At 52.5% G+C, this 18507-nt stretch carries 14 protein-coding genes; 9 read left to right on the top strand and 5 right to left on the bottom strand.

Annotated features, from left to right (window positions below; all coding sequences use genetic code 11):
• Positions 1-7 precede the first annotated feature (7 nt).
• Both cytR and priA read right to left on the bottom strand, forming a co-directional pair.
• Positions 8-1033, bottom strand: a complete 1026-nt coding sequence (gene cytR, locus FHD02_RS17535; RefSeq protein ID WP_042313387.1) for a DNA-binding transcriptional regulator CytR — start codon at positions 1031-1033, stop codon at positions 8-10.
• A 154-nt stretch (positions 1034-1187) separates the two neighbouring features.
• Positions 1188-3386 (bottom strand): primosomal protein N', encoded by a 2199-nt coding sequence (gene priA / locus FHD02_RS17530; protein WP_220394134.1) that lies wholly within the window; start codon positions 3384-3386, stop codon positions 1188-1190.
• A 257-nt stretch (positions 3387-3643) separates the two neighbouring features.
• Here priA and rpmE point away from each other — a divergent pair, with 257 nt between their 5' ends.
• The 3 genes from rpmE to FHD02_RS17515 all read left to right on the top strand — a co-directional run bounded on the left by rpmE (position 3644) and on the right by FHD02_RS17515 (position 6389).
• On the top strand, positions 3644-3856 hold the full coding sequence (rpmE, locus tag FHD02_RS17525) for a 50S ribosomal protein L31 (protein ID WP_003028810.1): 213 nt from the start codon (positions 3644-3646) through the stop codon (positions 3854-3856).
• Between the two features lie 338 nt (positions 3857-4194).
• Positions 4195-4875 carry an oligogalacturonate-specific porin KdgM family protein gene (locus FHD02_RS17520; protein ID WP_110496307.1) on the top strand — a complete coding sequence of 227 codons (681 nt, stop codon included), beginning with the start codon at positions 4195-4197 and terminating at the stop codon, positions 4873-4875.
• 89 nt (positions 4876-4964) lie between these two features.
• The gene (locus FHD02_RS17515; RefSeq protein ID WP_137359876.1) at positions 4965-6389 is read left to right on the top strand and encodes an MFS transporter; all 1425 of its coding nucleotides are present in this window, start codon (positions 4965-4967) and stop codon (positions 6387-6389) included.
• A 53-nt stretch (positions 6390-6442) separates the two neighbouring features.
• On the opposite strand, the gene metJ is transcribed toward FHD02_RS17515, so the two are convergent.
• Positions 6443-6760 carry a met regulon transcriptional regulator MetJ gene (metJ, locus tag FHD02_RS17510; protein ID WP_003825168.1) on the bottom strand — a complete coding sequence of 106 codons (318 nt, stop codon included), beginning with the start codon at positions 6758-6760 and terminating at the stop codon, positions 6443-6445.
• Positions 6761-7025: 265 nt separating this feature from the next.
• On the opposite strand from metJ, the gene metB reads away from it, so the two are divergent.
• A complete protein-coding gene (gene metB / locus FHD02_RS17505; RefSeq protein WP_042313378.1) occupies positions 7026-8186 on the top strand; it encodes a cystathionine gamma-synthase in 1161 nt (386 codons plus the stop codon).
• A gap of 2 nt (positions 8187-8188) precedes the next feature.
• A complete protein-coding gene (metL, locus tag FHD02_RS17500) occupies positions 8189-10621 on the top strand; it encodes a bifunctional aspartate kinase/homoserine dehydrogenase II (RefSeq protein ID WP_042313376.1) in 2433 nt (810 codons plus the stop codon).
• 26 nt (positions 10622-10647) lie between these two features.
• On the opposite strand, the gene FHD02_RS17495 is transcribed toward metL, so the two are convergent.
• Positions 10648-11832: a cytoplasmic protein gene (locus FHD02_RS17495; RefSeq protein ID WP_137359877.1), complete on the bottom strand. Its 1185-nt coding sequence runs from the start codon at positions 11830-11832 to the stop codon at positions 10648-10650.
• Positions 11833-11965: 133 nt separating this feature from the next.
• Between FHD02_RS17495 and FHD02_RS17490 the strand changes: the two genes are divergently transcribed.
• Positions 11966-13522 carry a bifunctional UDP-sugar hydrolase/5'-nucleotidase gene (locus FHD02_RS17490; protein WP_137359878.1) on the top strand — a complete coding sequence of 519 codons (1557 nt, stop codon included), beginning with the start codon at positions 11966-11968 and terminating at the stop codon, positions 13520-13522.
• Between the two features lie 38 nt (positions 13523-13560).
• Here FHD02_RS17490 and FHD02_RS17485 read toward each other — a convergent pair whose 3' ends face one another.
• Positions 13561-13938: a carboxymuconolactone decarboxylase family protein gene (locus FHD02_RS17485; protein ID WP_087856665.1), complete on the bottom strand. Its 378-nt coding sequence runs from the start codon at positions 13936-13938 to the stop codon at positions 13561-13563.
• Between the two features lie 89 nt (positions 13939-14027).
• On the opposite strand from FHD02_RS17485, the gene FHD02_RS17480 reads away from it, so the two are divergent.
• The 3 genes from FHD02_RS17480 to katG all read left to right on the top strand — a co-directional run bounded on the left by FHD02_RS17480 (position 14028) and on the right by katG (position 18329).
• Complete coding sequence (locus tag FHD02_RS17480; protein WP_042313366.1) at positions 14028-14936, top strand: LysR family transcriptional regulator; 909 nt, start codon at positions 14028-14030, stop codon at positions 14934-14936.
• A 157-nt stretch (positions 14937-15093) separates the two neighbouring features.
• Positions 15094-15981: a methylenetetrahydrofolate reductase gene (gene metF, locus FHD02_RS17475; protein WP_220394133.1), complete on the top strand. Its 888-nt coding sequence runs from the start codon at positions 15094-15096 to the stop codon at positions 15979-15981.
• Positions 15982-16148: 167 nt separating this feature from the next.
• Positions 16149-18329: a catalase/peroxidase HPI gene (gene katG / locus FHD02_RS17470; RefSeq protein ID WP_042313364.1), complete on the top strand. Its 2181-nt coding sequence runs from the start codon at positions 16149-16151 to the stop codon at positions 18327-18329.
• Positions 18330-18507: the final 178 nt, after the last annotated feature.

The following is an 18507-nucleotide window of genomic DNA, read 5'->3' as shown; positions in this document are numbered from 1 at the left end:
CTTTACTTTACGTCAGTGCCCGGGTTGTACCCCGAATAATAAGCTCGCAGTCCAGTAAACGTGAGCCACTGCTGACGTTCTGGCCTTGTAATTGATCGAGCAGTAACAGCATAGCTTCACGTCCGATATCGAAACGCGGCTGTGCGACGGTTGTCAGGGGTGGATCACAAAATTCCGCGAGCGAAATGTTATCAAAGCCAATGATCGATAAATCGTCGGGCACCTTCAGGCCCTGACGTTTGGCGTAAGAGAGGGCGCCAAGGGCCATGACATCGCTGTGGCAAAAGACCGCAGTAGGCGGCTGTGGTAGCGCCAGGAGCTGTTTAAGCGCATTGGCTCCCGCTTCATAGGTAAAGTCTCCGCGCGCGATGAAATGCGGATCGACCGTAATTCCGTTGCGGCGCAGTGCCTGAACGTAACCTTGCAGACGGTAATGGCACAGCGGCATATCCTCTGGTCCGGCGATACAGCCAATGCGTTTATGTCCCAGTTCCAGCAGATAGTTCATCGCGTTAAAGGCGGCGGTGAGGTTATCAATGTGCACGGTGGGAAGTTCCAGCTCTGGCGCGAACTCGTTGGACATAACCATCGGCGGTAAATTACGCTGCTCTTCCACGCTGGCATCAAACGGCAGGCGCGAGCTGAGCAGCACCATACCATCGATCTGCTTGGTGATAATGAGGTTAAGAAAGGTCTTTTCCTGCTGATTCTGGTGCGCGCAATCGCCGATAAGCACCAGATATCCCTGTTCTGCGGCGGTGACTTCTATGCCACGAATGACTTCGCTAAAAAACGGATCGCAGATATCAGGCACAATCACCAGAATGGTACGTGACTCATTACGCTTTACGTTGCGTCCCATCGATTGAGGTAGATATCCCACTTCCAGAGCAGCCTGCTCAACCTTGTTACGGGTTGACTGCGAAACTTTGTCTGGGTTCATTAATGCGCGGGATACGGTTGCCGTTGAGACTTTCGCCTTCAGAGCAACATCTTTCATCGTAGCGGCGGCAACCTGCTTATTCGGTTTCACTCTTTCTCCTCGCCAGGGCGGTTGGCACAGACTCGTCCCTGGATAACCTTCATCTGAAACATTTTTATCAGATAGTGAATGGAAGCGGTTACAGAATTTTCATAAAAAGTGTGATGGATATTTAATTTTACGATCCGCCTCGCATCGTGAGGGATTATCCCTCGATGGGATCGACATCCAGCACCCATTTAACCTTACGTGCATCGGGTAATGTATTAATCAGCGCCAGCGTGCCGCTGACGATATGCTGCAGGCGAATTCGCGACGGGTGCTGCAACAAAATTTGCCAGCGATAGCGACCGCCACGTTTGGGCGCCAGGGCAGGAACCGGGCCTAACACCCACAGTTTTTCATCGGCCAGCGGACTGGCCTGAATCAGATTTCGTAACTGCTGCAAGAACATCGGCGCATGCTGGTTGTTGTGATCTTCTGCCCGCACGATGACATGGCTGGTCCATGGGGGAAGCTGGAGCGTTTGTCGCTCGGCCAGCGCCTGTTCGGCAAAGGCGTCATAACCTTTATACAGCAAGGTTTGCAGCAGCGGATGTTCAGGGTGGTGCGTTTGTAGTACCACTTCGCCCTGCTTCCCGGCGCGACCGGCACGCCCGGAAACCTGCGTGTAGAGCTGGGCGAAGCGTTCTGCCGACCTGAAATCTGCGGAGAACAGCGCGCCGTCAACGTCCAGCAGCGCCACCAGGGTGACGTCCGGGAAATGGTGGCCTTTCGCCAGCATTTGCGTGCCGATCAGGATTCGCGCGCCGCCGCGATGCACTTCCGCCAGATGCTGCTCCAGCGACCCTTTACGGCTGGTCGTGTCGCGATCGATGCGTGAGATTGGCACGCCGGGGAAAAAAGGCGCCAGAGCCTGCTCAAGCTGTTCGGTGCCGAGTCCTACCGGAACCATATGCGTTGAGCCGCAGGAAGGGCACTGACGCGGTATCGGACGCTGACTGTCGCAGTGGTGGCAGCGCAGATGGTGCTGCGCCTGATGCAGCGTGTAGTAGTGATCGCAGCGCGGGCATTCAGCAATCCAGCCACAATCGTGACACAGCAGGGCAGGAGCAAAGCCCCGGCGATTCAAAAACAGGATCACCTGATTATCCGCCTGCAGGTGCTGACGCATACGGGCGATAAGCGCAGGGGCGAGTCCGGCCTGCACCTGCTGACCTTTCAGATCCAGTACGTGCTGAGTGGCTGGGCGGGCATTCCCGGCGCGGCGCGTCAGGCGCAGCATGCGGTATTTTTTCTGCCGCACGTTGCACAGCGTTTCCAGTGCTGGGGTGGCTGAGCCGAGAATGATGGGAATTTGTTCGCTATGGGCGCGATAAACCGCGAGGTCGCGCGCATGATAGCGCCAGCCTTCCTGCTGTTTATAAGAGCTGTCGTGCTCTTCGTCGATGACAATCACGCCCAGATTTTTAAACGGCGTAAACAGCGACGAGCGAGTGCCGATAACAATCGCCGCTTCGCCATTTTTCGCCTTCAGCCATGCCGAAAGACGTTCACTGTCATTTAAACCCGAGTGCAGGACTTCGACCGGCGCATTGAAGCGCCCGCGAAAACGGGCAATAGTTTGCGGCGTCAGGCCAATCTCCGGCACCATTACCAGTGCTTGTTTGCCCTGGGCGAGCACATTTTCCAGTACGCTTAAATAGACCTCTGTTTTACCCGATCCCGTCACGCCCGCTAATAGCCAGGCGCTAAAACTGTCAGAAGCGCTGTGGATCGCCCCGACGGCGGTAGCCTGTTCGGTATTCAGCCGCAGACGCTCACCGGAAACCGCGTAGTGTGTACGCCAGTCGCTAAATCCTGGCGTTTCGCTTGCCAGATCGCACAGGCCTTTTTTACGCAGCGCCTGCAAGGCGGCGTCATTAAATTCCAGCTCTGCCACCTGGTCGCGCCAGATTTTTCCCTGGCGTAATGCTGCCAGCGCCTGCTGCTGCTTGGGAGAACGCTTCAGGCCGTTGAGATCAATAACCTGGCCCTCTTCAGTGGCAAACCAGTACCACATGGGCGCGTTGGTAGCCGGGCGTCCCTGGCGTAGCAGAATCGGCAGGGCATGAAACAGCACGTCGCCAATAGGATGATGATAATAGTCAGCTGCCCACAACAGCAGACGCCAGACGGAGGTCGAATAGACCGGTTCGCTGTCCAGCACTTCGAGAACGGCTTTTAATTCGTTGAGAGGTAGTTCGCTGTGCTCGCTAACGGAAAGGACGATGCCCACGCGCTCCTGCTGCTTGCCAAAAGGCACGCGTACACGACACCCGGCTTTGGCGCTCATGCCTTCCGGCAGGAGGTAGTCAAAGGTGCGAGGTAGTGGAACGGGTAAGGCAACGTGCGCAACGGGCATTGAATCATCCTGACTTGAAATCTGGCGGGTTAGTATACACATTAGTGAAGGGTAGAATGCGGATCAGTTTGCATGAGCAGGTTAATTTCTGTATGATTCGCCGCCTTTGATGCAAATTGATTGCGTCAAACAATGACCATTACCCGAGAATTTCAAGCTGTTGATGCAGTGTGAAAGGTGACGGGGAATAATTAACATCGCGTGGTGTCTGGCGTTAGGGCTGGAAGAGCGACGCGGCCTTAAACCGAGGTTTTCCCATGAAAAAAGATATTCACCCGAAATACGAAGAAATTACTGCAAACTGCTCTTGCGGTAACGTCATTAAAATCCGCTCTACTGTCGGTCACGATCTGAACCTCGACGTGTGCAGCAAGTGCCACCCGTTCTATACTGGCAAGCAGCGTGATGTTGCTACCGGTGGCCGTGTTGATCGCTTCAACAAGCGTTTCAGCATCCCAGGCAGCAAGTAAGTTTCAGCTGTCAGAAAAAAGCGCCTTACGGCGCTTTTTTTGTATCTGCGCCTGAAGACTGAAATTTATATTGATGTGTTGAATAGTGTCTTTTATTTAATAAATAAAACAGTGTTTTTATTTTTTAGGTAAAATGTTTCTACTGGTGATCTGCGTCCTTTTTATCTTCTGGTTTTTGCCACTCATGCTAATTGTTGGCAAAATACCAAAGGTTTCTGCTTTCTTTCTAAAATACACTTTTGTCGAAATATAAAATTATTCTTAATCCTTCATCGTTTCCCATTAATGGACGGAACGAGATGGGTAATTTCCTTGATTTAGTGTGAAGAGGGATGGTCATGAAATTTAAATCTGCGTTATTACTGATTCCATTATTTTCTGTGGCCGCGCAAGCGGGTTATGTTGATTATCGTCATGAATATTATGACGATGGGCGTAATTACGATCGTGTTTATATGTCTCATCGTTTTGCGACTGGTTTTGGTGTGGCCGTTGAAGCCATTTCACGTTCCGAAGATACGCAATCTAATGATGCGTGGAATAATATGGAAAGTAATGGCAACGAGTATACGGCAAGCTACCAATTTACCTGGCGGGATCTTATCTGGCAGCCGGGTATTGCGATTGAAACGGGCGATAACATCACGATTTATAAACCTTATATCCGTGTACAGTACAATATCAATGACAACTGGTGGACTGCGTTCCGCTATCGTCAGGAGTACATGCGCAGAAACACTGACGGCAAGGATGACCGCATGGTCTATCGTCCGGAAGCATGGCTCGGTTATAACATTCATGACTGGATGTTTGAGCTTAACGGTATTTATAAAATTGCCGATAGCGAAGATTTATATAACAACCGCAAAGACGATTATGAATATAACTTCCGTGTGGCTTATAAAATAGGTTCCTGGATTCCATTTGTTGAGGTGGGTAACGTTTCCTCCGGTTATAACACCACCACCACAGACGATCGCCAGACTCGTTATCGTGTCGGTCTCGGTTATAACTTCTGACCATTAATACTCTTCATTGCGGTTTATTACGCTGAGCATCGGTATATACATATAGTTTGCGTGAATAATGAGTCTAAGGAGTTGACATCATGTCTAATGATGGAACTATAATCGGAAGTAATCAAAGTATTGCTGTCAGGCCTTTCGGATTAAGAGATAAATTTGGTTATTTGTGTGGTGACCTCGGAACCTGTTTTATTCTTGGGTTGGTGAACAGTTTTCTAATGATTTATTACACTAACGTACTCGGTATTTCCGGCGTTATTGTTGGCTCGCTCTATTTTGTGACCAAACTCTTTGATGCGTTTGTCGATGTTGGCGTAGGGCGTTTATGTGATACCTCTAAACTAACGGTGCATGGACGGTTTAACCCGTGGGTGCGCCGTATGAAGTATCCTTTCTGCATCATTGCGGTCGTCCTGTTCCTGCCATTTGTGAATGATTTCTCTTATACGGCGAAAATTATCTACATCTGCTGCTCCTATTTTATCTACGGTTCGTTGTTATCGACGGTCAGTATCCCGTATGGTGCCATGTCTGCGGCGATCAGCTCGAACCCGGAAGATCGTGTTTCGCTCTCAACCTGGCGCAGCGTTGGGTCTGCCATCGGCGGCGGGGCAACCGGCTTTTTTATTCCAATTCTGATGTACACCACCCTGGTGGACGGAAGCCAGGTGATTTCCGGGCAGCATTTCTTTTGGATTGCCATTGGTTGCGCAGTGCTGGGCTTTATCTTTTTAACCCTAACCTGTCAGCTAACGACGGAACGCGTGCGTGTGGAGAGAAAAGAGAGCATGCCCGTGTCGGTGTTACTGAAGGGGTTGTTACGCAACAAGGCACTGATTGTTCTGGTTGTGGTGGATCTGCTGATTGTGATTAATCAGGGGTTGTCCGGGACCAATATGACCTACCTGTTTAATGACTATTTCCATAACAAAGAGGCCATGTCCGTTGCATTGCTGTTTACCTTTGGCTCTCTGGTTTTGCTGGCGCCATCGGCATCCTGGCTCACGAAGCGGTTTGGTAAAAAAGAAGCAAGTGTAGGCGCGTTGCTCTTTGCGGTAGCGATGTATCTGATTATGTACTTCGTCCACATTACCGACGCGAAAGTCTATTTGGTTTTCCTGTTTCTGGCGACGCTGGGTGCGGGGTTATTCAACCTGATGATATGGGCGTTTATGACTGATGTTTGTGATTATCACCAGTATGTCACTGGCGATCGTGAGGATGGTACCGTTTATGGCGTGAACTTCTTCGCCCGCAAGGTTGGTCAGGCGTGCGCCGGGGCTATTGGCGGCTTTATGCTGGCCATCATTGGTTATCAATCTTCCTCAACGGGTGGGGCTGTGCAAACCAGCATCGTGCAGGAAAATATTTATACGATGGCGAATCTCCTGCCGGCTTTGTGCCTGTTTTTGGCGGCGGTCATTCTGATTTATTGCTATCCATTGAACCGTAAAGAAACGCTCAAAATGGAAGAAACATTGAATAAACTCAATGGAATTAGTAAGTAGCGTTGTGAAAGATGGCGGGAGCAATCCCGCCTTCTTTCATCTTTCTTCAACAATTAGTATTCCCACGTTTCCGGGTTGATACCCAGTTCACGCATGATTACCTTTGCTTCTTCCGGGATTTCATCACTGCGCTCTTTACGCAGGTCGTCATCGTTGGGTAGTGGTTGCCCGGTAAAAGCATGCAGAAACGCTTCACACAGCAGTTCGCTATTGGTGGCGTGGCGCAGGTTGTTCACCTGACGACGCGTGCGTTCATCGGTAAGGATTTTTAACACCTTCAGAGGAATGGAAACCGTAATTTTTTTTACTTGCTCACTCTTCTTACCGTGCTCAGCGTATGGGCTGATATATTCGCCGCTCCATTCAGCCATGAGATACCTAATCCTCTTCGTCATTAATATTGAGGCCAGAACCTGAGCCCGGACCATAATTGCGCGTAGTTTATCGTAGTGGCGCGGCCCTGACACGAAGTAAGCCGACGCGGATGTACGCTAATGCATATAATTTTAACGGCTATTTGCGGTTTGCTCAATCTATACGCAAAGAAGTTTAGATGTCCAGATGTATTGACGTCTATTGTAACTATGATTAATCTGGTGCCTGACTTTTCACCGACTCAGCCAGGATCTCCTCAATATGACGCGTAAACAGGCCACCATCGCAGTGCGTAGCGGATTAAATGACGACGAACAGTACGGTTGCGTTGTCCCGCCGATTCACCTCTCCAGTACCTATAACTTTACCGGTTTTAATGAACCTCGCGCCCATGACTATTCACGCCGCGGTAACCCGACGCGCGATGTGGTTCAGCGCGCGTTGGCAGAACTGGAAGGTGGCGCGGGCGCGGTACTCACCAATACCGGTATGTCGGCGATTCATCTGGTGACGACGGTATTCCTGAAACCTGGCGATCTGCTGGTCGCGCCGCACGACTGTTACGGTGGCAGCTATCGCCTGTTTGACAGTCTGGCAAAGCGTGGCTGTTATCGCGTACTGTTTGTCGATCAAGGCGATGAGCGGGCATTGCAGGCGGCGCTGGCGGAAAAACCGAAGCTGGTGCTGGTAGAAAGCCCCAGCAACCCGCTACTACGCGTGGTGGATATTGCGAAAATCTGTCAATTGGCGCGTGAAGCTGGTGCAGTCAGCGTGGTAGACAACACTTTTTTAAGCCCGGCACTGCAAAATCCACTGGCATTGGGCGCCGATCTGGTGTTGCATTCATGCACGAAATATTTAAACGGTCACTCAGACGTGGTGGCTGGCGTGGTGATAGCGAAAGATCCGGAAACGGTCACTGAACTGGCGTGGTGGGCGAACAATATTGGCGTGACCGGCGGCGCGTTTGATAGTTATCTGCTGCTGCGCGGCCTACGTACTCTGTCACCGCGTATGGAGGTGGCGCAACGTAATGCTCAGGCGATTGTTGATTATCTGCAAACGCAGCCGCTGGTGAAAAAATTGTATCACCCGTCATTGCCGGATAATCAGGGGCATGAGATTGCCGCGCGTCAGCAAAAAGGCTTTGGCGCGATGCTGAGTTTTGAACTGGATGGCGATGAGCAAACGCTGCGTCGCTTCCTTGGCGGGCTGTCATTGTTTACGCTGGCGGAATCGTTAGGAGGCGTTGAAAGTCTGATCTCCCACGCTGCAACCATGACACACGCGGGAATGGCACCAGAAGCGCGCGCGGCAGCAGGGATTTCGGAAACGCTGCTGCGTATCTCCACCGGTATTGAAGATGGCGAAGATTTAATTGCCGACCTGGAAAATGGCTTCCGGGCTGCAAACAAGGGGTAAACATGAGTGTGATTGCGCAGGCAGGGGCGAAGGGTCGTCAACTGCACAAATTTGGTGGTAGTAGTCTGGCTGATGTGAAATGTTATCTGCGTGTCGCAGGCATTATGGCGGAGTACTCGCAGCCTGATGACATGATGGTTGTTTCAGCCGCAGGCAGCACCACTAACCAGTTGATTAGCTGGCTGAAGTTAAGCCAGACCGATCGTCTTTCTGCGCATCAGGTTCAGCAGACGTTACGTCGCTATCAGAGCGAGCTGATTAGCGGTTTGTTACCACCAGAAGTGGCCGACGGCCTGATCGGTGCGTTTATTCACGACCTGGAGCGTCTGGCCGGATTACTCGACAGCGGCGTGAACGATGCCGTTTATGCTGAAGTTGTCGGACACGGTGAGGTATGGTCGGCGCGTTTGATGTCCGCCGTCCTTAACCAACAAGGTATGGAATCGGCCTGGCTGGATGCGCGCGATTTTTTACGTGCGGAGCGTAGCGCTCAGCCGCAGGTGGATGAAGGTCTCTCTTACCCATTGCTGCAGCAACTGCTGGCGCAACATCCGGGTAAACGCCTGGTCGTTACCGGCTTTATTAGCCGTAGCAACGCCGGTGAAACGGTACTGCTGGGGCGTAATGGTTCTGACTACTCGGCGACGCAGGTTGGCGCGCTGGCCGGGGTTTCCCGCGTAACTATCTGGAGCGATGTCGCCGGGGTTTACAGCGCGGATCCGCGTAAAGTGAAAGATGCCTGTCTGCTACCGCTGCTGCGTCTGGATGAAGCCAGCGAACTGGCGCGTCTGGCGGCTCCGGTCCTCCATGCCCGTACCTTACAGCCGGTTTCCGGCAGTGATATTGATCTCCAGTTGCGTTGTAGCTATACGCCGGAGCAAGGTTCAACGCGTATTGAACGCGTGCTGGCTTCCGGGACCGGGGCGCGTATCGTGACCAGTCATGACGACGTCTGCCTGATTGAGTTTCAGGTTCCCACCGGTCAGGACTTTAAGCTGGCCCACAAAGAGGTCGACCAGATTTTAAAACGCACCCAGGTGCGTCCGCTGGCGGTGGGTGTGCATCCCGATCGCCAACTGCTGCAATTTTGCTATACCTCCGAAGTCGCTGACGGCGCGTTGAGAATTCTTGATGAGGCCGGATTGCCGGGAGAGCTGCGTCTGCGTCAAGGGCTGGCGCTGGTGGCGATGGTCGGGGCGGGCGTCACCCGTAACCCGCTGCACTGCCACCGCTTCTGGCAGCAACTGAAAGGACAACCGGTCGAATTCACCTGGCAGTCGGAGGAGGGCATCAGCCTGGTCGCCGTACTGCGTACTGGACCGACGGAGAGCCTGATCCAAGGTCTGCATCAGTCAATTTTCCGCGCGGAAAAACGTATTGGCCTGGTGTTGTTCGGGAAGGGGAATATTGGATCACGTTGGCTGGAGCTATTCGCCCGTGAGCAAAGTACGCTCTCGGCGCGTACCGGATTAGAGTTCGTGCTGGCAGGCGTGGTTGATAGCCGCCGTAGCTTGCTGAATTATGAAGGGCTGGATGCCAGCCGCGCGTTGGCTTTCTTTGATGATGAGGCAGTGGAACAGGATGAAGAGTCGTTGTTCCTGTGGATGCGCGCCCACCCGTATGATGATTTAGTGGTGCTGGACGTAACCGCCAGCGAGCAGTTGGCGGATCAATATCTGGATTTCGCCAGTCACGGTTTCCATGTTATCAGCGCCAACAAACTGGCAGGTGCGAGCAGCAGTAATAAGTATCGCCAAATTCATGATGCGTTTGAAAAAACCGGTCGTCACTGGCTGTACAACGCCACTGTGGGCGCAGGTTTGCCGATCAACCATACCGTGCGCGATCTGATTGATAGCGGAGATACCATTCTGTCGATCAGCGGGATCTTCTCTGGCACGTTGTCGTGGCTGTTCCTGCAATTTGATGGCACGGTGCCTTTCACCGACCTGGTGGATCAGGCGTGGCAGCAGGGGCTGACCGAACCAGACCCGCGCGTGGATCTTTCCGGCAAGGATGTGATGCGTAAGCTGGTGATTCTGGCGCGTGAAGCGGGTTACGACATCGAGCCGGATCAGGTTCGCGTGGAGTCGCTGGTGCCTGCGCATTGTGAAGAAGGCTCTATTGACCATTTCTTTGAAAATGGCGATGAACTGAACGAGCAGATGGTGCAGCGTCTGGAAGCGGCGCGTGAAATGGGGCTGGTGCTGCGCTATGTGGCGCGTTTTGACGCTAACGGTAAAGCACGTGTGGGTGTTGAAGCGGTACGTTCTGAGCACCCGCTGGCGGCATTGTTGCCGTGCGATAATGTTTTCGCCATTGAAAGCCGCTGGTATCGCGATAACCCGCTAGTGATTCGTGGGCCGGGTGCGGGTCGTGATGTGACTGCCGGAGCCATTCAGTCCGACATCAACCGCCTGGCGCAGTTGCTGTAGTTTGCGATGCCGGATGGCGTTTACGCTTATCCGGCCTGGCTATGACACCAACCGTAGGCCCGGGAAGCGGCAGCGCCACCGGGCAAATCGCTCTGGGTGATTAGGGTGTTGTATTTCTCCGTCAGCGTCCTTATCGTCTGAAACACCGAATGGGCCGAGTAACGGGCGCTATCCCGAAATTCCGGCTGTTGCTGTAGCCAGGCGATAAAATGATGACTTGCCCTCAGGGTTATCGAGGCCCCTTTTTCAACCTGTCCCTCCGTTAACAAACACACCATTTTACGCCTGTTGCTCTGTTGCCAAATCTGCCACTGGTTTTGCCACCATCCCTGATAACTTTTGCCCAGTAATTGCCAGGACCTGGTGTGTTGATCGTCACCCATTTCTTCATCCACAAACCAAAGCGAGGTGTGATGTTCGCGAAACTGTTCCGACCATGCGGTAATCACAGCGCCGCGCAGAAAGCATTCGTGGGCGATGATGTGCATTTTAATCGTTGGCCAGAGATGGCTCAGGACGCGGAAATGCCCATGCGCGGTAATGACCGGGCGTAAAATCTCACCGCTGGCGTTACGTTTGAGCATCGCGCTGCCGTACTGAATTTCGTCAAACTGGCTACGGCGTAAAAACTGCGTTTCTCGCTGATTTACACGCTGGATAACATCGTCATGATTCGCTGTGGCCTCGACCGTCCCGCGCCAGCGGTAAACTAATGACTCGCCAACAGAATGAGGGGAGAAGTTGCTGGAAATATGCAAAATATTGCCGCGAATAGCATCAAAACTGAGTAATACATAAAGTTTCTGATCTGCACTTGCGCCCTGAAAAGGGACGATAAGCGGCACCGTCACTATTTGTTCTGGCGGATCAATAGTCGTCGATGGCGGTTGTCTGGGGGTCCAGACTTTTCTACAGCTCCGGCACTGTACGCGCTGGGTTCCCTGTGGGTTATGTCCATAACGGATTGGTTCCCGCTGGTAGCAATTTGGGCAAAAAAGACCGCTGTTAATTGCAAAATGTGTAAAACAGGCGGCCAACCACTCGCGGAAATGTTCAGCGTTAAACAGCGGGGGATAACTTCCGCATGCCCGGCAGTGCAGGGCGGCGTAGCCCAGCCGGTAATCGGGCCAGCTGTAATCAACTGAGTTTGCCAGCCCCAGATTTTTGCAGCCAAAAGACTTGCAGCAGTTGATGGTGAACAGAGAAGTCATCGCATTACCAACGATTTTCAATGGTCGTTGATTTTGCCCTGCAACTATTACCGATGGGTGTGAGTCTTCTCACATAAAAAAACCTTTCAGAACGTAACGTAGCGATTCTTTATATGACTGAAAGGGATTGATTATGAAGTTAAAAATGCTTGCTGTCGGTGTTCTGGTATCGCTGCCGTTATGGGCGTCAGCGAAAGACGTCACGATTATCTATACCAACGATCTCCATGCCCACGTCGAACCTTATAAAGTCCCGTGGATTGCTAATGGCACACGCGATATTGGCGGTTGGGCCAATATCACGACGATGGTGAAGCAGGAAAAAGCGAAAAATAGCGCGACCTGGTTCTTTGACGCGGGTGATTACTTCACCGGGCCGTACATCAGCAGCCTGACAAAGGGCAAGGCGATTATCGATATCATGAATACGATGAACTTCGATGCCGTCACTATGGGTAATCATGAGTTCGATCACGGATGGGATAATACGTTGTTGCAACTGAGTCAGGCGAAATTCCCCATTGTGCAGGGCAATATCTTTTACCAGAACAGCAGCAAAATGTTCTGGGATAAGCCCTGGACCATCATTGAAAAAGATGGCGTGAAGATTGGCGTTATTGGCCTGCACGGCGTGTTTGCTTTTGATGATACGGTTTCTGCTTCGACGCGCGTGGGCATTGAGGCGCGAGATGAGGTGAAGTGGCTGCAACGCTATATCGATGAACTGAAAGGCAAAGTGGATCTGACGGTGGCGTTGATCCACGAAGGTACACCGGCGCGTCAGTCCAGCCAGGGAAGTACAGATGTGCGTCGTGCGCTGGATAAAGATATCCAGACTGCAGGTCAGGTGCATGGCCTGGATATCCTGATCACCGGCCATGCGCATGTGGGCACGCCAGAGCCGATTAAAGTCGGTAATACCTTAATTCTCTCCACCGACAGCGGCGGTATTGATGTCGGTAAACTGGTGTTGGATTACCAGCAAAAACCGCATCAATTTACCGTGAAGAATTTCGAGCTAAAGACTATCTACGCCGATGAGTGGAAACCCGATCCGCAGACGAAACAGGTGATTGATGGCTGGAATAAAAAGCTTGATGAAGTGGTGCAACAGACGGTTGCCAACTCGCCGGTTGAGCTGACGCGTGCTTACGGGGAATCCTCCTCGTTAGGGAATCTGGCGGCGGATGCATTACTGGCTGCGGCGGGTAAAGATACCCAGTTAGCGCTTACCAACTCAGGCGGCATTCGTAATGAAATCCCGTCAGGTGCTATTACGATGGGCGCAGTTATTAGTACCTTCCCGTTCCCGAACGAGCTGTCTACGATGGATCTTACCGGTAAGCAACTGCGTAGTTTGATGGAGCACGGCGCGGGTTTAAGCAACGGCGTACTGCAGGTATCCAAAGGGTTTGAGATGAAGTACGACAGCAGCAAACCGGTTGGCCAACGGGTCACCGTATTGACGCTGAACGGTAAGCCAATTGAGGACGCTGTGATTTATCACATTGCCACCAATAGCTTCCTGGCAGACGGCGGTGATGGTTTTACGGCATTCACCGAAGGCACCGCGCGTAATACATCCGGCGGTTACTATGTCTCTAATGCCGTGGTTGATTATTTCAAAGCGGGAAATACGCTGACGGATGAGCAACTGAAAGGCATGCGTGTGGAAGATGTGAAAAAGTAACACGTTCAGGCCAGCAGACAATCCGCTGGCCTGTTGTTTTAGCCTCTGTGGGAGGCAAACACCTCTTTTGCGGCGAACAAGCCGTTGAGTGCCGCGGGGAAGCCAGCGTATACGGCCATCTGCATAATCACTTCGACGATCTCATCCTGCGTTAAGCCTACGTGTAATGCTGCGCCAATATGCACCTTCAATTGCGGGGCGGCATTACCCAGCGCCGTTAACGCCGCGACGGTAGCAATCTCTCTACTGCGTAAATCCAGACCCGGTCTTGAATAGATGTCGCCAAAAGGAAATTCGAGCAGGTAGCGGGCGAAGTCTGGCGCAATATCTTGCAGACTTTCGACGACCGCATCGCCCCCTTTACCATCCACTTTTTGCAGCATCTTCTGACCGGTAATAAAGCGTTCTGAATGCATAATCTCTTCCTCATTTGTCTGGTATATGGTCTGAGGATAAAGCGTGCAGAATGATTGGGATAATACCGTTTCCGTGATACCTTTTCGGTATGACAACATCGCCTTTGCACACTCTGGATATTCGCCTGCTGCGTTACTTTTCCGTAGTGGCGGAAGAGAACAATATGAGCCGAGCGGCGCAGCGTTTATTTATGTCGCAGCCGCCGCTGAGTCGCCATATTCGCCAGCTTGAAGAACGTCTGGGGATGACGCTTTTTGTCCGTCATACCCGTGGTTTGACGCTGACGGAAGATGGTCTGCGCGTACTGGAAATAGTGCGTCCGCTGCTGACGATGTACGAAGAAACCTGCGCGACGTTGAGTCAGTTAGCGCAAGCTGGGGAGCACTCTTTGCGCCTGGGGCTAAGTACGGCGTTTGAACAAGGTGTTTTTGCTTCGCTTGAATCGCAGCTACACGGGTGTACGGAGAAACTACATATTGTTCGTCATGGTTCGCCTGAGCTGGTGCGGCAGGTTCGTCGGGGAAAACTGGATGCAGCGCTGGTGGCGTTACCGCTTGAGACTCCTGGGCTTACCGCTATGCAACTTGGCTGGCAAGAGCCGATGATTGCCGCATTACCCGCGATCTGGCCAGAGGCGAGCCTGCCGTCACTCTCATTAACGACGCTGAACCACCGGCCACTGTTCTGGTTTAAACGCGAACGGAACCCAGCCTTTTTTGATTACACCCGACATATTTTTCGTCGCGCCGGTTACTCTCCCGCCTGTATTGAAGAGCCGCTGGAACATGACGTGCTGCTGGCGCGGATCGCCCATGGCGACGGTCTGAGTTTACTCCCGGCCTCCTTTTCCGCTATCCAGCGTCAGGGCGTGATATTCCTGCCGCTTACCGATTCCGCATTACGTATCCACGTGGGATTGGTAATGCTGCCTGAGAGCGAAGCAACGTTGCAGTGGTTGCAGACGGTTGCGAACCAATCCCTCGGTCTTTCAGGTTGATGTGAATTTTTTTCACGTTGACTGAGTATTCCTCACCTTTAACGATGATTTTTGTGTTGACGCCAGCGTGCTTTTCCGTCATTTTTACATCTAGACGTCTAAACGTATAGCAGTTCACAACACAACATATAACGACAAAAGATTGATGAGGTAAGGTATGAGCTTTTTTCACGCCAACCAGCGGGAAGTGCTGAATCAGAGTCTGGCCGAAGTACAGGGGCAGATTAACGTTTCTTTCGAATTTTTCCCGCCGCGCACCAGTGAAATGGAGCAAACCCTGTGGAACTCTATCGATCGCCTGAGCAGCCTGAAGCCGAAGTTTGTTTCAGTCACTTACGGTGCAAACTCTGGTGAGCGCGACCGCACGCATAGCATTATTAAAGGGATTAAGGAGCGCACCGGGCTTGAAGCGGCACCGCACCTGACTTGTATTGATGCGACCCGCGATGAGCTGCGCACTATTGCTCAGGACTACTGGAATAACGGTATTCGTCATATTGTTGCCCTGCGCGGTGACCTGCCGCCAGGAAGCGGTAAACCGGATATGTATGCCTCTGACCTGGTGACTCTGCTGAAAGACGTTGCGGACTTTGATATCTCCGTTGCGGCTTACCCGGAAGTGCACCCGGAAGCGAAGAGCGCTCAGGCCGATCTGCTGAACCTGAAGCGTAAGGTTGATGCCGGTGCGAACCGCGCGATCACCCAATTTTTCTTCGATGTAGAAAGCTATCTGCGTTTCCGCGATCGCTGCGTTTCTGCGGGTATCGATGTGGAAATTATTCCGGGCATCCTGCCGGTATCTAACTTTAAACAGGCGAAAAAATTTGCCGACATGACCAACGTCCGCATTCCGGCATGGATGTCGACTATGTTTGCTGGCCTGGATGACGATGCGGAAACCCGCAAGCTGGTGGGCGCAAACATTGCCATGGATATGGTGAAAATTCTCAGCCGCGAAGGGGTGAAAGATTTCCATTTCTATACTCTCAATCGTGCCGAAATGAGCTACGCAATTTGTCACACGCTGGGAGTAAGACCGGCATAATTAGTACGTCAGCCCTCTGCGGAGGGGTTTTTATTGATCATTTTGATCTACATCTCTGTAACTAAAAATATAAAAGGATCTGGCTATCGAATCTGTGGGTTATTTCGACTATATCTAATCTTTGGTGGTGTATATCGTAGTCATAACACTGTAAAGGGAGCATATAGATGAGCATGTCCGACGATAGCCAGAACGCATCAACTGCCGGTAAGTGTCCTTTCCATCAGGGCGGGCCGGATCACAGCGCGGGAGCAGGAAGAAGTAACCGCGACTGGTGGCCTAATCAACTCCGCGTTGATCTTTTGAACCAACATTCCAATCGTTCGAACCCGCTGGGTGAGGACTTCGACTACCGCAAAGAATTTAGCAAACTTGACTACTCTGCCCTGAAAGGGGATCTCAGAGCCCTTCTGTCCGAATCTCAACCGTGGTGGCCTGCTGACTGGGGCTCTTATGCCGGTTTGTTTATCCGTATGGCATGGCACGGGGCAGGGACCTATCGTTCCATCGATGGACGCGGTGGCGCGGGTCGCGGACAACAGCGTTTTGCACCACTGAACTCCTGGCCGGACAACGTCAGCCTGGATAAAGCGCGTCGTCTGCTGTGGCCAATCAAGCAGAAATATGGCCAGAAAATCTCCTGGGCCGACCTGTTTATCCTCGCGGGCAACGTGGCGCTGGAAAACTCCGGCTTCCGTACCTTCGGTTTTGGCGCGGGTCGTGAAGATGTCTGGGAACCGGATCTCGACGTAAACTGGGGTGATGAAAAAGCCTGGCTGACCCACCGTCACCCGGAAGAACTGGCAAAAGCGCCGCTGGGCGCAACCGAAATGGGTCTTATCTATGTGAACCCGGAAGGGCCGGATCATAGCGGCGAACCGCTTTCTGCGGCCGCGGCGATTCGCGCGACCTTCGGTAACATGGGAATGAACGACGAAGAAACTGTGGCGCTGATTGGCGGCGGTCATACGTTAGGTAAAACCCACGGCGCAGCAGCAGCTTCCCATGTTGGGGCCGATCCTGAATCCGCGCCGATTGAAGCGCAAGGCTTAGGCTGGGCCAGCAGCTATGGTAGTGGCGCGGGTGCAGACGCGATTACTTCCGGCCTGGAAGTGGTCTGGACGCAAACGCCGACCCAGTGGAGCAACTATTTCTTCGAGAACCTGTTCAAATATGAGTGGGTCCAGACTCGCAGTCCGGCTGGTGCTATCCAGTTCGAAGCGGTGGATGCGCCGGAGATTATCCCCGATCCGTTTGATCCTGAGAAAAAACGCAAGCCGACGATGCTGGTCACCGACCTGACGCTACGTTTCGATCCTGAGTTCGAGAAGATCTCTCGTCGTTTCCTCAATGATCCGCAGGCGTTCAACGAAGCCTTTGCCCGTGCGTGGTTTAAACTGACGCACCGCGATATGGGGCCGAAAGCGCGTTACATCGGACCGGAAGTGCCAAAAGAAGATCTGATTTGGCAGGATCCGTTGCCGCATGCGTTCTTCAACCCAAGCGAAGAAGATATTCTTAACCTGAAGGCGACCATTGCGGCTTCCGGGTTGTCCGTGGGCGAACTGGTATCGGTAGCGTGGGCTTCGGCATCAACCTTCCGCGGTGGGGATAAACGTGGCGGCGCGAATGGCGCTCGTCTGGCGCTCGACCCACAGCGTGGTTGGGATGTGAATGCTACCGCAGCACGCGTACTGCCCGTGTTAGAGGGCATCTATAAATCAGCCCATACCGCGTCGTTGGCCGATATTATCGTGCTGGCCGGTGTCGTAGGCGTGGAGCAGGCTGCAAGCGCTGCGGGTGTCAGCATCAATGTTCCTTTTGCGCCGGGCCGCGTAGATGCGCGTCAGGATCAAACGGATATTGAGATGTTTGAACTGCTCAAGCCAATTGCGGACGGGTTCCGTAACTATCGTTCTCGCCCTGACGTATCAACCACTGAGTCACTGCTGATCGATAAAGCACAGCAGCTGACGCTGACCGCACCGGAAATGACTGTGCTGGTGGGCGGTATGCGCGTACTGGGCACCAACTTCGATGGTAGTCAGCACGGCGTCTTTACCGATCGTCCTGGCGTACTCAGCACTGACTTCTTCGTCAATTTGCTGGATATGCGTTACGAATGGAAAGCGGTTGATGAGTCACAAGAGCTGTTTGAAGGTCGTGACCGTCTGAGTGGCGAAGTAAAATACACCGCAACTCGCGCCGATCTGGTGTTTGGTTCTAACTCTGTACTGCGTGCAGTGGCTGAAGTTTATGCCTGCAGCGATGCGCACGAGAAGTTCGTGAAGGACTTTGTGGCGGCATGGGTGAAAGTGATGAACCTGGATCGTTTCGATCTGCTGTAAACAAAAACGCCGGATGGCGCTTGCGCGTATCCGGCATGGTATGAATAAAAAATCCCCGCAATTGCGTAACACCGTTCACTTAAGATGTTTTGAGTGAACGGGATACTGGGTTTTTGAGATTCGAACGGTCCTTTTTTTGGGCCGTTTTCTCTTTTCTGGCAGGATAAATTGTTTCACA

It is taken from the genome of Citrobacter sp. EC_71 (assembly GCF_019584005.1).
Classification (GTDB): domain Bacteria; phylum Pseudomonadota; class Gammaproteobacteria; order Enterobacterales; family Enterobacteriaceae; genus Citrobacter; species Citrobacter werkmanii.
The sequence above is the reverse complement of the archived record's forward strand: the minus strand, read 5'-3'. Positions and strand labels throughout refer to the sequence as shown.

Excerpts from the sequence above, each read along its gene's own strand:
- priA (WP_220394134.1), bottom strand. The coding sequence starts at position 3,386 with ATGCCCGTTGCGCACGTTGCCTTACCCGTTCCACTACCTCGCACCTTT.
- rpmE (WP_003028810.1), top strand. The coding sequence starts at position 3,644 with ATGAAAAAAGATATTCACCCGAAATACGAAGAAATTACTGCAAACTGC.
- FHD02_RS17520 (WP_110496307.1), top strand. The coding sequence starts at position 4,195 with ATGAAATTTAAATCTGCGTTATTACTGATTCCATTATTTTCTGTGGCC.
- FHD02_RS17515 (WP_137359876.1), top strand. The coding sequence starts at position 4,965 with ATGTCTAATGATGGAACTATAATCGGAAGTAATCAAAGTATTGCTGTC.
- metJ (WP_003825168.1), bottom strand. The coding sequence starts at position 6,760 with ATGGCTGAATGGAGCGGCGAATATATCAGCCCATACGCTGAGCACGGT.
- metB (WP_042313378.1), top strand. The coding sequence starts at position 7,026 with ATGACGCGTAAACAGGCCACCATCGCAGTGCGTAGCGGATTAAATGAC.
- metL (WP_042313376.1), top strand. The coding sequence starts at position 8,189 with ATGAGTGTGATTGCGCAGGCAGGGGCGAAGGGTCGTCAACTGCACAAA.
- FHD02_RS17495 (WP_137359877.1), bottom strand. The coding sequence starts at position 11,832 with ATGACTTCTCTGTTCACCATCAACTGCTGCAAGTCTTTTGGCTGCAAA.
- FHD02_RS17490 (WP_137359878.1), top strand. The coding sequence starts at position 11,966 with ATGAAGTTAAAAATGCTTGCTGTCGGTGTTCTGGTATCGCTGCCGTTA.
- FHD02_RS17485 (WP_087856665.1), bottom strand. The coding sequence starts at position 13,938 with ATGCATTCAGAACGCTTTATTACCGGTCAGAAGATGCTGCAAAAAGTG.
- FHD02_RS17480 (WP_042313366.1), top strand. The coding sequence starts at position 14,028 with ATGACAACATCGCCTTTGCACACTCTGGATATTCGCCTGCTGCGTTAC.
- metF (WP_220394133.1), top strand. The coding sequence starts at position 15,094 with ATGAGCTTTTTTCACGCCAACCAGCGGGAAGTGCTGAATCAGAGTCTG.
- katG (WP_042313364.1), top strand. The coding sequence starts at position 16,149 with ATGAGCATGTCCGACGATAGCCAGAACGCATCAACTGCCGGTAAGTGT.